Genomic DNA, 15,428 nt, shown 5'->3' with positions numbered 1-15,428 from the left:
AAATAAGACCCTGTCAGGTCGAGCGGCGAAGTCGTTTCTGCAGTGTTTTGTTTCAAAATTGTTAATGAAGGCCACCGTTACTAGCGCTTTCGAACGGCTGATAAGCTTGGTGTCGCCGAAGGATTCGAGCTGTAAGCTTCACTTGGCGTGCCTTCTCTGAGTTGCTGGTGTCGCACGGCATATTTAAAAGCCGTTGCACGGACCAAACTCCGGATGAGCGGAGATTGTTCATAAGGCATTGGACGTCTGCTTGCGCGCCGCAAGGAGCCCGTCGAGCCAGTTGGAGCGCATCTCGGGGACGGAGGAGAGCAGTAGTTCCGTATAGGGATGATAGGGTGGCGAGAAGATTTTTTGCGTCTCGCCATAGGCGACGACTTCGCCCTTGCGCATGACGGCGACCTGGTTGGCGATGCGCCGCACGGTGCCCAGATCGTGGGTGATGAAGAGATAGGCGAGGCCGAGTGTTTCCTGCAGCTTGCGCAGCAGGTTGAGGATCTCTTCAGCGACCAGCGGATCGAGCGCTGAGACGACCTCGTCGCAGATGATGACATCGGGTTCCGCTGCAAGTGCTCGGGCGATGCAGACGCGCTGTTTCTGGCCGCCCGAAAGGGCTGGCGGCTTGCGCAGCAGGTAGCTTTCGGGAAGCTCGATCTGGCGCAGGAGCGCCAAAACCCGCTCGCGCACCTCTTCCTTCGATTTGCCGAGATAGAATTCGATCGGCCGGCCGATGATCTCCAGCAGGGTCTGCTTCGGGTTCAGCGCGAGATCCGGGATCTGGTAGATCATCTGGATGCGCCGCAACGTATCGCGCGAGCGCTCGTGCAGCGCCGGCGGCAAGCGCTCGCCCTTGAAGTGGATGTCGCCGCTTTCGCGCGGCAGGAGGCCGACGACGACGCGCGCCAGCGTGCTCTTGCCCGAGCCGGATTCGCCGACGATGGCCAGCGTTTCGCCGCGCTTCAACTCGATACTGACATCGCTGACGGCGCGGGTCAGGCTGCTATAGCTCGCCGCGACGGCCTTCAGGTGGAGGACCGGTGCTTCTCCCGTGTGGCTGTCGGTGACGAAATGCTCCGTCATGGCAGCGTTGCGCTCGGCGACGAGCCGCTTCGTGTAGTCCTCCTGCGGGTTTTGCAGGATATCGTCCGCAGTCCCCGTTTCGACCGTCTTGCCGTGCCGGAGCACCATGATGCGGTCGGCGATCTGGGCGACGACGGCGAGGTCGTGGGTGATGTAGAGCGCGGCGGTTCCGCGTTCGCGGATGAGCTTGCGGAAAGCGGCCAGCACTTCCACCTGCGTAGTCACGTCGAGCGCGGTGGTGGGTTCGTCGAAGACCAGCAGGTCCGGTTCGGTGATCATCGCCATGGCAGCCATGGCGCGCTGCAACTGACCGCCGGAGGCCTGGTGCGGGTAGCGGTTGCCGAAGGTTTCCGGGTCGGGCAGCTCCAGCGCGCGGAACAGGTCCGTCGCGCGCTGCTTGGCCTCGGCCTTGCCCAGGAGCTTGTGGCGTATCGCCACCTCGCAGACCTGCCGGCCTATGGTCAGCGCCGGATTGAACGAAGCAGCCGCGCTCTGCGCGATATAGGCGATCCGCGCGCCGCGCAGGGCGCGTCCCTCGCGTTCGGAGAGGTCCAGGATGTCGCGGCCGTCGAAGAGGATCCGCCCGGCGGTGATTGCGCAGCCGGTTCGCGTATAGTTCATGCTGGCGAGGCCGATGGTCGATTTGCCGGCGCCGGATTCGCCGATGAGGCCGAGAACCTCGCCGCGTTTCAGCGTGAAGCTGGCGTTTTCGACCAGAACCGCGGCACCTGACGAGGTGGCCGCCTCGATGCGCAGGCCTTGCACGTCCAGCAGTGTCGTATCCCGTTGCCTGTCGTTCATAGCGGTTCTCAATGTTCGGCTGCGGTTTTCGAGGTCAACCAGTCGACCACGAGGTTGATGCCGATGGTCAGGAGGGCGATGGCACCAGCCGGATAGAAGACCGTGGGGACGCCAAGCATGATCATGGCCGAATAGTCCTTCACCATGCTGCCCCAGTCGGCGCTGGGCGGCTGGATGCCAAGGCCGAGGAAGCTCAGGGCCGAGATGAAGAGGAAGGTGAAGCAGAAGCGCAGCCCGAATTCGGCGACGAGCGGCAGCACGGCATTGGGCAGCACTTCCCGGCGCACGATCCACCACAGGCCTTCGCCGCGCAGCCTTGCGGCCTCGACGAAATCCAGCGCGACGATGTTCATCGCCAGCGCCCGGCTGACGCGGAAGATGCGGGTGGCGTCTAGCAGGCAGATCGTGACGACAAGCACGACGAGATCGGTGCCGAGGACCGAGAGCACGACCATGGCGAAGATCAGGGCTGGCATCGACAGGAGCAGGTCGACGATGCGCGAGAGCACCATGTCGGCCGTCTTGCCAAGCACGGCGGCGGAAAAGCCGCCGAACACGCCGAGCGAGAAGGAAAGCGCGGTGATCAGCAGCGAGAGACCGATGGAAAGCCGCGCGCCGTAGAGCAGGCGCGAGAGCACGTCGCGCCCGAGATTGTCGAGGCCGAGCCAGTGGGCGGCGGTGGGGCTTGCCCAGGCGCGCCCGACCACTTCCGCTTCCGGATAGGGGGCGATGACGGGGACGAGGAGGGCCGCAAGCGCGTTGATGACGACGATGGCGAGGCCGATTTGCGCCTTGAGCTGCATCTTATGACCGAAAAGCCGCATGGATATCACCTCGGATGCCGCAAGCGCGGATTGCTGACGATGGCCAGGATGTCCGCGATCATGTTGAGCGATATGAAGACGGCGGCGAAGATCAGGCCGCAGGCCTGCACGACCGGAACGTCGCGTTTGGAGACGGCATCCACCATGGACTGGCCGAGGCCCGGATAGACGAACACGACCTCGATCACCACAACACCGACGATGAGATAAGCGAGATTGAGCGCGACCACGTTGATGATCGGCGCCAGCGCATTGGGCAAGGCGTGCTCGACCACGACGCGCCATTTCGCCAGCCCTTTGAGAACGGCCATCTCGATATAGGGGTTGGACATGACCGAGATTACCGAGGCGCGCGTCATGCGCATGATATGCGCCATGATGACCAGCACGAGCGTCAGCATCGGCAGGAAGGTCATGTAGAGCCGTTCAGTGAAGGATGTCTCGGGCGTCACGCTCGCCAGTACCGGGAACAGCCCCCACTGCACCGCTACCCATTTGATCAGCAGGTAGCCGAGGAAATATTCCGGCAGCGAGATGGCAAGCAACGTCACGGCGTTGGCCGCGCTGTCGAAGGCGCTGCCCTGCCAGGCGGCGGCGAGTACGCCGAGCCCGACGGACAGCGGAACGGCAATCATCGCGGCGTAAAGCGCCAGGAAGAACGTGTTGTAGAGACGTGGCGCAAGATCCTGCGCCACGTCGCGATGGTTGACGAGGGACGTGCCGAGATCGCCGTGCACCGCATTGCCGAGCCATTCGGCGTAGCGCTCAACGGCCGGCCGGTCGAGGCCAAGTTCCTCGCGCAGCGCGGCGACGTTCTCGGGGGTCGCATTGTTCTGCAGCACCGCCTGGGCCAGATCCCCGGGAAGGATCTGGGTGCCGGCGAAGATCAGCACGGATGCGGCCCACAAGGTTATCAGCCCGAGTGCCGCCCGTTTCAGCACGAGATTGAGCACGGTTCCCCCTTCTTGTTGTACGGCCTGTTATGCGGCGCGGCCGGATCAGGCGTCGAGCCAGACCTTTTCGCAAAGCCGGCCGTTGGCAAGATCGAACTGCGTGTGCGGCGTATGCCCCTTCACATGCGAGCGGTGCGCATCGAGCCAGTCGGAGAACACCGGGATCAGCGCGCCGCCATCGTCGGACAGCATGGTCTGCATGTCGCCGATGATGGTCTTGCGCTTGGCCTCGTCCACTTCGGCCTTGGCGGCGGCGCGAAGCTGGTCGAAGGTGTCGTTCTTCCAGTGCGTCTCGTTCCAGCTTGCACCGGAATAATAGGCGGAGGCCAGCATATCGGTCGCCGAGGCGCGGCCGGCCCAGTAGGAGGTGCAGAACGGCGCCTTCAGCCAGACATTGCTCCAGAAGCCGTCATGCGGCTCCTTCTTCACATCGATCGTCAGGCCGGCCTTGGCGGCGGAGGCCTGGAACAGCACGCTCATATCGACGGCGCCGACATAGGCGGCGTCGGAGGCCGAAAGCGTGATGGTGGTGTCGGCAAGGCCGGATTTCTTCAGGTGGAACTTCGCCTTGTCGAGGTCGAAAGCACGCTGCGGCAGGGCCGCATTGAAGAACGGGTCCGAAACCGGGATCGGATGGTCGTTGCCGATCCGCCCGAAGCCGTTGAACAGAGCGTTAAGGATTTGCTCGCGGTCGCAGGCATATTTCAGCGCAAGACGGAAGTCCGGATTGTTGAACGGCGCGACGTCGCTCTGCATCGCCATGATCGTATGCCAGCCGCCGGGCGCCTGTACCAGCTCGATGCCGGGGGCTGCGCGGAAGAGATCGACGGCGCGCTTGTCGACGTCGTTGATCACGTCGACCTGGCCCGCCACCAGCGCATTCATGCGCTGCACGATGTCGTTGACGACAGTGATCTCGATGCGCTCGACATTGCCGCGGCCGGCTTTCCAGTAGTTACCGGTATTGCTGAGCACGCAGCGCACGCCCGGATCGAAGCTGTCGACGGTGAAGGCGCCGGTGCCGACCGGCTTTGCCCAGTCGGTAAAACCTTCCGGCACGACGAGAAGGTGATAGTCGGCCAGCGCATAGTGCAGGTCGACGTCGGAGGACGACAACACGATCTTGATCTGGTGCGTGCCGAGCTTCTGGACCTCGCTGATATGCTTCAGGCCGCCGGCGGCGGGTGATTTGCTGTCCTTGCCGGTGTGCAGCGAGAGGGAATAGAGCACGTCGTCGGCGGTCATGTCCTTGCCGTTGTGGAAGGTCACGCCCTTGCGGACGTTGAATATCCACTCCTTGGCCGCAGCGCCGATCTCCCAGCTTTCGAACAGTTCCGGTTGCGGCACGCCCTTTTCGTCGATCTCGATCAGGCCGTTCATGACGGCATAGCCGACGAGCAGCGGCACCGCGTTGGAATAGGAGGTCGGGTTCAGCGTGTCCGTGGTGCTGCCGCCGCGCATGCCGATGCGCAGCGTGCCGCCCTTCTTGGGCGTCTCCTGCGCGAAGGCGGAGCGCATCATGTAGGGCGCGGCCGTGGCGGAAAGCCCGAGCGCTGCCGCCGTCTTCAAGAAATCGCGCCGCGATTGCTGACCAATCCGTTTCATTTCATTCCTCCCGTTGTCATCTGTTCCGTTGGCGAGTGGTCCGCCGAGGCAATTTGTGTGACGCCGTTCGCCCGGCGCAGGTGCCGGTTTGCGGCGGCCGCGTCAACCGAGCGCTGTCTTCAAGTCGTCGATCAGGTCGCTGGCGGCCTCCACGCCGACCGAAAGGCGCAGCAGGCCCGGTTCGACATGCGAATCCGCGCCCTCGATGGCCGCGCGCCGCTCGACAAGGCTTTCGACGCCGCCGAGCGAGGTGGCCGGCTTCCAGATGCGTGTGCGCGTCATGACGCGCTCGGCTGCCTCCAGCCCGCCCTTGACGACGATCGAAACCATGCCGCCGAAACCGCCCGTCATCTGGCGAAGGGCGAGCGCATGGCCGGGATGCGAGGGCAGGCCGGGATAATAGACCGTCTCCACCTGCGGGTGATCGAGGCAGGCGGCGGCGATGGCCATCGCACTTTCGCTGGCGCGCTCAATGCGCAGGTGCAGCGTGCGCATGCCGCGCATCAGAAGTGCGGCCGGGAACTGGCCGAGAATGCCGCCGTGATAATCACGGTTGAAGCAGACACACTCCCAGAATTCGTCCGTCGCCGCCGTCATCGCCGCGCCGGCCAGCACGTCGCTGTGGCCGTTGAGATATTTGGTGGCGGAGTGCACGACGATATCGGCGCCGAAGGCGAGCGGCTGCGTCAGGAGCGGCGTCGCGACCGTGTTGTCGACCACCAGCCGCGCGCCGGCGGCATGGGCGATGTCGGCAAGGGCCGAGAGATCGTAGAGATACCAGTGCGGATTGGACGGCGTCTCGGCCCAGACGATGGCGGTGGTACCCGGCACGATGGCGGCACGCACGACGTCGAGGTCGGCCATGTCGACATGGTCGATCCGCATGCCCCAATGGGCGGCGTAGCGTTTCAGCCAGGTCCGCATGCCGTGATACATATCGATCGGGAAGACGCAGTGCGCGCCGGGCTTCAGCGCCAGCATCACGGCTGTCATGGCCGACATGCCGGAGCTGAACAGCCGGCAGTCCGCAGCACCTTCGAGCGCCTTCAGGGTGGCTTCCGGCTGCTCCAGCCCCGGATAGCCATAGCGGCTGTAGCTCCAACCCGTGGCGGAATAACCTTCCGGCGGGCGCAGGAAAGTGGTGGCGAGATGGATCGGCGGGATGACGGCGCCCGTCGAATCCGGGTCGTGACAGGTGCCCTGGGCGAGGATCGTATCGGGAATATATTGACGCATGCGGAGCCGTGACCAAGCCTGAATAAGCTGGATCACCGCACCGGCGATCCCTGTTTTCAAGGCGAGTATGGCACCCTTGCCGGTGATGGATTTCTCGTTCTCACGGCTCTGGATGAGAAATTTATAACCGCGCGACGGCTTTTGCGCATAAAACTCTCACCCGTTCGAAACGGTCGGTTTCGGGATTTCGGGGCACAGGAAACGGGATCGCGGCAATCTTCCCGTTTGCCGCATTTGGGCGGCGCCAGGTGATTTCACTTGGCGGCAAAATGCTTTAGAGCAGGTCCGTTGTTGGGAGCGCGTGATGTCCTCGTCGAAAGTGAGCCTCGATCGTATCGATCGCAAGCTGCTCAACCTGTTGCAGCAGTCGAGCATGTTCACCTTCCAGCAGCTTGCCGACAAGGTCGGCATTTCCCAGCCCGCCTGCCATCGCCGTATCCACCGGCTGCGCGATGCTGGCGTGATCGCCGGCGACGTCTCGCTCGTCAATCCCGCCTATGCCGAGCGCCGCATGGCGATCTGGATCGAGATCTCGCTCTCATCGCACGAGCTGAAGATGTTCAACGAGCTGATCGAGGTGCTGAGAACCTCGCCCTATGTGTCATGCTGCGACGTGATCACCGGCGATACGGATATCCTCGCCTGCATCACCGTGGCCGACATGGACGAATTCCGCGAAGTCACCCGCGAATTCATGCGGCGGTGCCCGATCATCAAGACCTACCGCTCGATCACGGTGGCGCAGCGCGTGAAGCTCAATCCCGTCTATCTCTTCGACGAGACCTGACCCGAACGAAAAAGGGCGGTGCCGTGGACACCGCCCTTTTCGTCGTTGTTTCCGGCCGTTTCAGCCGGCGCTGGCTTGCCGCGGGCCGGCGTCCCGCCGCGCGACGGACTCCGCCGCTTCGATGATCGCCTGGGTGTCGATGCCGAAATGCGCGTAGAGATCGGCGATCGTGCCGGTCTGGCCGAAATGTTCGACGCCGAGCGAGATCGTCCGGTGCCCTTCCACGGATCCCAGCCAGCCGAGCGTCGCCGGGTGCCCGTCGGTGACTGTGATCAGGCTCGCGCTGCGCGAGACGGTGTTAAACAGCGCCTCGATATGGCTGCGGGCGGTGGTGTCGCCCTGCCGGCGGGCGCGTTGCGCGGCCGTCCAGCCGGCATTGAGCCGATCGGCGGAGGTGACGGCGAGCACGGCGATGTCGCCGTGGCGCCCGGCCAGCCGCCCAGCGGCCATCAGCACTTCCGGCGCGACGCAGCCCTGATAGGCTAGCACGATGCGGGTGCGGGCGGAGGGCGCGCGCAGCCAGTAGGCACCGTCGATCACGCCCTGCCGGAAGGCAGGATCCTCGCGGCGGAGCGCGATCTGCTCCAGCGGCCGGGTCGTCAGGCGGAGATAGACCGAGCCGCCGGTGCCGTCGCGCAGCCAGGTGCGCGTGTCATGCGTACCCTCGCCGTTGCGCTGCATATAGTCGAAGGACCAGTCCATGATGACGGACAGCTCGTCGAGGAAGGCGGGCTCGAAGCTTGCCAGCCCGTCTTGGCTCATGCCGATGAGCTGTGAGCCAATGGACTGGTGCGCGCCGCCCTCCGGCGCCAGCGTCACGCCCGAGGGCGTGCCGACGATCATGAAGCGCGCATCCTGGTAGCAGGCATAGTTCAGCGCATCCAGGCCGCGCGCCACGAAGGGATCGTAGACGGTGCCGATCGGCAGCAGGCGTTCGCCGAACAGCGAATGCGAGAGGCCGGCGGCGCCGAGCAGCAGGAAGAGGTTCATCTCGGCAATACCAAGCTCGATATGCTGGCCGGCCGGGCCGAATTCCCATTTCTGGACCGAGGGCACCTGTTCGTCGCGGAATGTATCGGCCTGCCGCTCGCGGGCGAAGAGGCCGCGGCGGTTGACCCAAGGGCCGAGATTGGTCGAGACCGTGACATCGGGTGCTGTGGTGACGATGCGGGCCGAAAGGGCATCGTCACGCTTTGCCAGTGCATCGAGGACCTTGCCGAAACCGGCCTGGGTCGACAATTCGCGATCGTCGAGGAAAACGGGACCGGCGGAAGGCAAAGCGGGGGAGGTGAAGCGCCGGGTGCCCTTGGCGAAGAACGGCACGGTCTTCAGGAAGGCCCGCGCCGATTCAGGCAAAGGGATTGCGCCGAACGTCTCCCATTCCCGTCCAGGCGAGACGCCGACGCGGCCCTGGAACAGCTCCATCTGCGCCTTGGTCATCAGGCCGGCATGGTTGTCCTTGTGACCGGCAAGCGGTGTGCCCCAGCCCTTGATCGTATAGGCGACGAAGACGGTCGGCCGGTCATGATCGATGCTCTCGAAGGTGCGGATCAGCGTTTCCAGGCAATGGCCGCCGAGATTGTTCATCAGGTCGGAAAGTGCCTCATCGCTGCGGGCGGCGAGAAGGCCGGCAACGCCCGGTTCATGGCCGATCTCGTCGGTCAGCCGCTTGCGCCAGGCGGCGCCGCCCTGGAAGGTCAGCGCCGAATAGAGCTGGTTCGGGCAGCGGTCGATCCAGTCGCGCAATGCGGTCCCGCCCGGCTCCCTGAAGGCCGCTTCCTGCAGTGCGCCGTATTTCAGCACCTTCACGTCCCAGCCGAAGGCGGTGAAAATGCCTTCGATGCGCTGCCAGAGGCCTTCGCGCACCACGCCGTCGAGGCTCTGCCTGTTGTAGTCGATCACCCACCATGTGTTGCGCAGGTCGTGTTTCCAGCCCTCCTGAAGACATTCGTAGATGTTACCTTCGTCGAGTTCGGCATCGCCGACCAGCGCGATCATGCGGCCCTGCGGCCGATCCTTCGACCACGACTTCGCGGCGATGTAGTCCTGCACGATGGAGGCGAAGGCGGTGATCGCCACGCCCAGCCCGACGGAGCCGGTGGAGAAATCGACGTCGTCGATATCCTTGGTGCGGCTCGGATAGGATTGCGCGCCGCCGAAGCCGCGGAAGTTTTCCAGTTTCTCGCGCGTCTGGTTGCCCATGAGGTACTGGATGCCATGGAAGACCGGCGAGGCATGCGGCTTGACGGCGACGCGGTCTTCCGGCCTGAGCACATGGAAGTAGAGCGCGGTCATGATCGAGGCGAGCGACGCCGAGGAGGCCTGGTGGCCGCCGACCTTGACCTCGCCCTTTTCGCGCAGATGGTTGGCATTGTGGATCATCCAGCAGGCATGCCACAGGATCTGCCGTTCCAGCTCCTTCAGGCGGGCCAGGGTTGCTGGCGTCAAAGCCGGTTCCGTCATCAGCGTCTCCTCTTCACTGCATTGGCAGGCAAACTACCGGGGCTTTCCGGGAAAATCTGATCTCAGTTGACGGGTGGCGCGGAAATTGCGAATGAAATGACCGATATTTTACATTTTTCCGGTCAATCATGCCTGCTTCCAAGTCCGTGCTCGATCCCGCGTCCGTCCGTATCCTCGACCTGTTGCAGGAAAATGCCGAGATGAGCATTTCCGATCTGGCCGATGCCACCGGGCTATCGGCCTCGCCCTGTTGGCGGCGCGTCAACGAGTTGAAGGAGAGCGGCGTCATAAAGGGAACGGTGGCGTTGGTCGATGCGCCGGCGCTCGGTCTTGCCGTCAATGTTTTCGTGCAGGTCTCGCTGAAGCAGCAGGACCGGCAGTCCCTCGACGTCTTCAACGCCGCGATCCGCACGAAACCCGAGATCGTCGAATGTTATCTGATGACGGGCGAAGCGGATTACATGCTGCGCGTCGTCGTCGAGGACCTTGCGAAATTCCAGGCGCTGGTGGTCGATTTTCTGACCCTCATTCCCGGCGTCGCCAACATCCGGTCCAGCTTTGCGCTGAGCCAGATCAAATACACGACGGCCCTCCCGACCGGGCATCTCAAGGGCAAGGGTGCCTGAGCGCGATTGATCGGGGCGTCTAAGCAAAGGTGCCGTTACAGCGGCCTGAACCGGTCGTCCTCAAGCCATTTGTCGAAGAAATAAGCGATCTGCTTGTTCCACCAGGGCCAGTCGTGGCTGGCATCCGTGCCCCAGAAATCGACCCAGGCGGGGATGTTTTTCTCTCGCAGAACAGCCTCCAGATGGCGCGTGTCTTCGATCATCGGCTCCTCCCAGGCGCCCTGACCGCAGCAGAAGAACAGGCGGCGCGAGCGGATCCGGTCCAGCAGGTCGCTATCCGGCAAGCCGGCCAGATAGTTCACCGGCGAGTTGAAGTAGATCTGGCCATCGAGCGCGCTGCCAAAAAAATGCCGGGTGGAATAGACCCCGCTCAGCGCGATCACGCCTGCGGCGCGGTCGGGAAAGCGGAACAGGAAATTGCTGGCGTGAAAGGCGCCCATCGAGCAGCCCGACAGGATGGGCGCGCGTTCCCCGATGGCAAGGATCTCCGGTAGCAATTCCTCGTTGATGTAGCGGAAATAGGCTTCGTGCCTTCCGATCCTGGCTGCGAGGTCATGGCCGTTGGAAAAGAAGCTCTCGCCATCGATGCCATCCGCGGTCCAGAGCCGGAGTTCCCCGGCTTCGATCCGGTCGGCGAGCGCATTGACGCCGCCGGAATCCTCGTACTGGTAGAAGCGGCCGTTGGAGGTCGGAAAGATCAGCACCGGACGGCCGGCATGGCCGTAGGTTTTGAACTCCATATCGCGCCCGAGATGATGGCTGAAACGCTTGTGATACTCGACCTGCACGTCTTAACGCTCCACATCCTGGATGAAGCGCACAATGGCTTTCACCTCGTCAAAATCTTCCGAGCGGAACTGATAGGCGAAATTGCCCATGGCCCGGCTGAACACGTCCTCGATCGGCGCAAAATGCACGATCCTGTCGCCATGGGCGGCGAGAATGGCCTGATGATCGTTCACATAGCGGATATGGTTTTTCCGGCTGGCATAGCCCGTATAGTACCGCCCGGTGAACGGTCCGCCGACCTTGTTGTTCACGACCATCTGCGCCCACGCGCGATAGATGTCCATGTCGTATGAATAGTTGATGGCGTCGGTCATCCAGGCGCCCGGCGGACGCATGTTGATCTCCAGCGCCACGATGCGGTTGTCGGCGCGGGTCTGGAAGAATTCGATATGGAAGAATTTTTCCCGGATACCGAACGATTTCACCGCCGCGCGCCCGGCGGCCTCCACTTCGGGGTCAACGGATGGCAGGCAATAGTAGTTGAGATGGGAGTTGGTATTGACCACCTCCATGATGCTCTGTTCGAAGCGATGGCTGGCGGCGAAGACGACTTGGCCATCGCGGTCGACCAGGCCGTCATAGGTGAGCACGATGCCGTCGATGAACTCTTCTGCGACGTAGTTCACGCCCGACAGCTTCGTTGTCTCGAAGGCGTCGAGGTCCCTGTCGTCGCATACCTTCACCGTGTTGCTGGCGCCCGAGCCCTGGTCCGGCTTGATCACGATCGGGTAGCCGATGTCGGCGATGAACGCTTCCACGCCGGCGCGGTCGACATATTTGTGCTGCCGGATCGTCTGGACGCCCGCCTTCTTGAAGAAGGCGCTCATTTTGGACTTGTGCTTCAGATTCTCGACGAATTCGCTGCGGATGCCGGGGATGTTGAAATCCGTGCGGATCGCGGCGTCCTGTTCCAGCCAGTGTTCGTTGAGGGATTCGAAGCGGTCGATACGGCCCCAGCGATGGATGAAATGACCCATGGCGCGCAGCACCTGATCACCATCTTCCATGTCGGGGATGCGATAATACTCGCTCAGCGCGGCTTTCAGTCTTGGGGCCAGATGATCGTATGGCGCATCGCCGATCCCGAAAACCGTCGCACCGGCCTGATGCAGGCGATCGCAAAAATCGGTGCCGTTGGTGGGAAAGTGCGGAGAGAAATAGACGAGCTTCACGAGGACCGGACTCCTGGGAGCTGTGACGGGCGACCAACCCCTGACGCATATTAGTCAAGGCGGAAGGTAAAGAAGCCGGATGCAAACGCAAGCCCGTCGTTTGCACGCACCGGCGTCCTGATGTCCTCGCTGTCGCGTGGGAACGGCCCTAGCCGAGCGAGACGAGTTCGCGCGGTAGCCTGTTCATGGTCTGCGCGCCGTCCTTCGTGATGAGGAACTGTTCCTCGATCATCAGCGCGCCGATGCCGTTGGCATAGAAAGGGGCTTCCAATGCCAGAACCATGTCGGGCTCGATGACGATGGCATTGCCATGCGAGAGGAATGGCCATTCCTCGATGCCGGCGGCAGCACCTACGGAGTGGCCGAAATGGCCGCGATAGTATTCCTTGAAGCCGTGGCGGCGCATGGTGGCGAGCATGGCTTCGTGCACCTCGCCGAAACGCCGACCGGGCCGCAAGGTCTCGACACCGGCCAGGAAGGTTTCCAGCAGCGCCTTGTAGATATCGGCGGCAAGCGGCGAGGGCTCGCCCCAGACGAAGGTGCGGGCGCCGTCGGAGGAGTAGCCATCGACCAGCGTGCCGACATCGGCCTTGATGAGGTCTCCGTAGCCGAGCGCTGTGCCGGCATTCTGCAGGTCGGCGCCGACGGAAATGTAGTCCCAGTGGCCCGAGAGCGCGTGTCCGTTGCGCGCCGCTTCGTTCCGCGCGCCGGAAAGCCAGGCGGCCGAAAGATCGGCGGCGCGCAGGCCGAGGCGGGCAGCCTGGACGAGGTTTTCCAACCCGGCCTCGGCGCAGGCGGCCGCCCGGCGCAGCCGTTCGATCTCGCGCGGGTTCTTGATGAGGCGCAGCCGCCGCAGCACGTCGGAAGCATCCCGCCAGTCTATATCGGGCAACAGGCTCTTCAATCGCGCGAAATCGGCGGCCGGCATGAAATCGAGATCGACGCCGAGCGTGGCGCGCAAGAGCCCGCGTTCGGCAAGCAGATCGGCGAGCAGGCGGAAACAGGTGTCCTGGTCAAACGTCTCCGGCCGGGGGCCGACGTTGCCGCCAGCGCGGTAGGCGGCATCGACCTGCTCGATGGATGTGGCGTTCGCGACGGTGACGCCGTCGATCCAGATGCGGTGCGTGCGGATATCGATGGGCCGGGCGTTGCCGGCGGCATGGTCGCTCATAACGGCGGCGAGCGGCGCGTCCGCATCGGCCGGAACCAGCGCGATGGCTGAGCCGGCGCGGCCCCACATCGTCGCGACCCCGGCGGCAAGGCCGGTCGCATAGCGAAACGCCTCCGGCCGAAAGAGGACCATGCCCTCCAGCCCTTCCGCTGCCAGCAGCTTTTCCGCTCTTGCGCGATCGATCTCGCTCATGTCGTCCTCATGCTCTTATGTAATGGCCGCATCGCGGGCGCGAAAACTATCCATGGATTTAGCCTTCGTTGAAAGACAATTCCCTTTAATTTCCGCAAATTGGAGTGAGCGAGGATGTCATGCTCCCGCAAGGGCAACTACAATCGGCATCAGAACGCCGGCAGACGGCGATCGCCAAACAGGAGAATGACATGAGCGGTTCCAAAATCCGCAACCGGGCGCTGACGACGGCGCTTGCCGCCGTCCTTGCCGCCGGGATCCTTAGCCCCGCGCTGGCCCAGGAGGCCAATCCGGACGCCACGATCAATATCGGTTCGCTCTACGAGCCGCAGAACCTCGACAACACGGCGGGTGCGGGCCAGGGCATCAACGAAGCTTTCAACGGCAATGTCTATGAAGCGCTGTTCCGCCTGACGGATGCGGGCGCGGTCGAGCCGGTTCTTGCCAAGGACACCAAGGTCAGCGAGGACGGCCTGTCCTATACGTTCACGCTGCAGCCGGGCGTCACCTTCCATTCCGGCGCGCCGCTCACCGCCAAAGACGTGAAATTCTCCATCGAACGCGTGACGGCCGAGGCCTCCAAGAGCTCGCGCAAGAACAGCCTGAAGTCCATCGCCGGCATCGAAACGCCTGATGACGCGACGGTCGTGGTGAAGCTCGCGTCCCGCTCGATCTCGCTGCCCTATAACCTCAGCTATGTCTGGATCGCCAATGACGAGGCGACGGATTTCCAGGCGAAGGAAGACGGCACCGGTCCCTATGCGCTGCAGGAATGGCGCCGCGGCTCGTCGCTGGCGCTGGCCCGCTTCGACAAATACTGGGGTACGAAGCCAAAAAACGGTGAGGTCGTCTTCCAGTATTTCACCGAGGCGACGGCGCTGAACAACGCGCTGCTCACCGGCTCGGTCGATATCATCACTTCCGTGCAGAGCCCGGATTCGCTGGCGCAGTTCAAGGACAACCCGGAATTCACCGTCAGCGAAGGCAAGTCGACGACGAAGCTGCTGCTCGCCTATAACGACCGCGTCGCGCCCTTCGACAATGTGAAGGTGCGCAAGGCGCTCGCCCGCGCCATCGACGACGAGAAGCTGCTGAAGGCCGTCTGGGGCGACTACGGCACGCTGATCGGCTCCTTCGTGCCGCCGACCGATGCTTGGTATGCCGATCTTACCAAGACCGATGCCTATGACCCGGAAAGCGCCAAGGCCCTGCTGAAGGAAGCCGGTTATCCCGATGGTTTCACCTTCACCATCGATACGCCGAACTACGATCCGCACCCGATCGCCGCGCAGTTCATCCAGAGCGAACTGGCCAAGATCGGCGTCAAGGTCGAGATCAACGTGATCACCGCCAACGAGTGGTACACGAAGATCTACAAGGCGCACGATTTCCAGGCGACGCTGCAGGAACACGTCAACCATCGCGACATCGTCTTCTACGGCAATCCCGACTTCTACTGGGGCTACAACAATCCCAAGGTCGTCGACTTGATCAAGCAGTCCGAAGCGAGCGCCACGGAGACCGAGCAGACCGAGAAGCTGAAGGAAGCCAACACGCTCATCGCGGAAGATGCGGCCAGCAACTGGTTCTACCTCTATCCGCAGATCGTCGTGTCGAAGGCGACGGTCAGCGGTTACCCGGTGAACGGTCTCAATTCGCAGTTCTTCGCCTACGATATTACCAAGGCGGAATAAGCGGCCCCGCAAGGGCAAGCTCGACACCGGACGCCGCC

The 15,428-nt window shown here is 63.2% G+C and carries 12 protein-coding genes; 3 read left to right on the top strand and 9 right to left on the bottom strand.

The annotated features are described in order from the left end of the window. Positions 1-228: 228 nt before the first annotated feature. The 5 genes from ACOZK4_RS02945 to ACOZK4_RS02925 form a co-directional block, all read right to left on the bottom strand. Complete coding sequence (locus ACOZK4_RS02945) at positions 229-1,878, bottom strand: ABC transporter ATP-binding protein (RefSeq protein WP_421590345.1); 1,650 nt, start codon at positions 1,876-1,878, stop codon at positions 229-231. 8 nt (positions 1,879-1,886) lie between these two features. Continuing rightward, entirely contained in the window at positions 1,887-2,702 is an 816-nt protein-coding gene (locus ACOZK4_RS02940) for an ABC transporter permease (RefSeq protein WP_421590344.1), read from the bottom strand. Between the two features lie 5 nt (positions 2,703-2,707). After that, positions 2,708-3,655 (bottom strand): ABC transporter permease, encoded by a 948-nt coding sequence (locus ACOZK4_RS02935; protein ID WP_421590342.1) that lies wholly within the window; start codon positions 3,653-3,655, stop codon positions 2,708-2,710. A 45-nt stretch (positions 3,656-3,700) separates the two neighbouring features. Continuing rightward, positions 3,701-5,260, bottom strand: coding sequence for an ABC transporter substrate-binding protein (locus ACOZK4_RS02930; protein ID WP_421590341.1), 1,560 nt, complete (start codon positions 5,258-5,260; stop codon positions 3,701-3,703). Positions 5,261-5,362: 102 nt separating this feature from the next. Continuing rightward, complete coding sequence (locus tag ACOZK4_RS02925; RefSeq protein WP_421590340.1) at positions 5,363-6,496, bottom strand: trans-sulfuration enzyme family protein; 1,134 nt, start codon at positions 6,494-6,496, stop codon at positions 5,363-5,365. Positions 6,497-6,800: 304 nt separating this feature from the next. Here ACOZK4_RS02925 and ACOZK4_RS02920 point away from each other — a divergent pair, with 304 nt between their 5' ends. Continuing rightward, positions 6,801-7,283, top strand: a complete 483-nt coding sequence (locus tag ACOZK4_RS02920; protein WP_313530556.1) for an Lrp/AsnC family transcriptional regulator — start codon at positions 6,801-6,803, stop codon at positions 7,281-7,283. Between the two features lie 60 nt (positions 7,284-7,343). On the opposite strand, the gene ACOZK4_RS02915 is transcribed toward ACOZK4_RS02920, so the two are convergent. Then, the gene (locus tag ACOZK4_RS02915; RefSeq protein WP_421590339.1) at positions 7,344-9,746 is read right to left on the bottom strand and encodes a transketolase; all 2,403 of its coding nucleotides are present in this window, start codon (positions 9,744-9,746) and stop codon (positions 7,344-7,346) included. A gap of 128 nt (positions 9,747-9,874) precedes the next feature. Between ACOZK4_RS02915 and ACOZK4_RS02910 the strand changes: the two genes are divergently transcribed. Further along, positions 9,875-10,372, top strand: coding sequence for an Lrp/AsnC family transcriptional regulator (locus tag ACOZK4_RS02910; protein WP_421590337.1), 498 nt, complete (start codon positions 9,875-9,877; stop codon positions 10,370-10,372). Between the two features lie 35 nt (positions 10,373-10,407). Here the strand turns inward: ACOZK4_RS02910 and ACOZK4_RS02905 are convergent, their stop codons facing one another. The 3 genes from ACOZK4_RS02905 to ACOZK4_RS02895 all read right to left on the bottom strand — a co-directional run bounded on the left by ACOZK4_RS02905 (position 10,408) and on the right by ACOZK4_RS02895 (position 13,696). Continuing rightward, positions 10,408-11,160, bottom strand: coding sequence for an esterase family protein (locus tag ACOZK4_RS02905; RefSeq protein WP_421590335.1), 753 nt, complete (start codon positions 11,158-11,160; stop codon positions 10,408-10,410). A gap of 3 nt (positions 11,161-11,163) precedes the next feature. Continuing rightward, positions 11,164-12,333 (bottom strand): ATP-grasp domain-containing protein, encoded by a 1,170-nt coding sequence (locus ACOZK4_RS02900; RefSeq protein WP_421590334.1) that lies wholly within the window; start codon positions 12,331-12,333, stop codon positions 11,164-11,166. Positions 12,334-12,481: 148 nt separating this feature from the next. Then, complete coding sequence (locus ACOZK4_RS02895; protein WP_421590332.1) at positions 12,482-13,696, bottom strand: M24 family metallopeptidase; 1,215 nt, start codon at positions 13,694-13,696, stop codon at positions 12,482-12,484. Between the two features lie 191 nt (positions 13,697-13,887). Between ACOZK4_RS02895 and ACOZK4_RS02890 the strand changes: the two genes are divergently transcribed. After that, entirely contained in the window at positions 13,888-15,390 is a 1,503-nt protein-coding gene (locus ACOZK4_RS02890) for an ABC transporter substrate-binding protein (RefSeq protein WP_421590331.1), read from the top strand. Positions 15,391-15,428: the final 38 nt, after the last annotated feature.

Source organism: Shinella sp. M27 (assembly GCF_049199905.1).
Taxonomy (GTDB): domain Bacteria; phylum Pseudomonadota; class Alphaproteobacteria; order Rhizobiales; family Rhizobiaceae; genus Shinella.
Note: the sequence above shows the minus strand (reverse complement) of the source record. Positions and strands in the feature narration are given on the sequence as shown.

What these genes read in the sequence shown, in the direction of transcription:
- ACOZK4_RS02925 (WP_421590340.1), bottom strand. Translation starts at nt 6,496, where the DNA reads ATGCGTCAATATATTCCCGATACGATCCTCGCCCAGGGCACCTGTCAC.
- ACOZK4_RS02895 (WP_421590332.1), bottom strand. Translation starts at nt 13,696, where the DNA reads ATGAGCGAGATCGATCGCGCAAGAGCGGAAAAGCTGCTGGCAGCGGAA.
- ACOZK4_RS02945 (WP_421590345.1), bottom strand. Translation starts at nt 1,878, where the DNA reads ATGAACGACAGGCAACGGGATACGACACTGCTGGACGTGCAAGGCCTG.
- ACOZK4_RS02890 (WP_421590331.1), top strand. Translation starts at nt 13,888, where the DNA reads ATGAGCGGTTCCAAAATCCGCAACCGGGCGCTGACGACGGCGCTTGCC.
- ACOZK4_RS02940 (WP_421590344.1), bottom strand. Translation starts at nt 2,702, where the DNA reads ATGCGGCTTTTCGGTCATAAGATGCAGCTCAAGGCGCAAATCGGCCTC.
- ACOZK4_RS02930 (WP_421590341.1), bottom strand. Translation starts at nt 5,260, where the DNA reads ATGAAACGGATTGGTCAGCAATCGCGGCGCGATTTCTTGAAGACGGCG.
- ACOZK4_RS02915 (WP_421590339.1), bottom strand. Translation starts at nt 9,746, where the DNA reads ATGACGGAACCGGCTTTGACGCCAGCAACCCTGGCCCGCCTGAAGGAG.
- ACOZK4_RS02910 (WP_421590337.1), top strand. Translation starts at nt 9,875, where the DNA reads ATGCCTGCTTCCAAGTCCGTGCTCGATCCCGCGTCCGTCCGTATCCTC.
- ACOZK4_RS02920 (WP_313530556.1), top strand. Translation starts at nt 6,801, where the DNA reads ATGTCCTCGTCGAAAGTGAGCCTCGATCGTATCGATCGCAAGCTGCTC.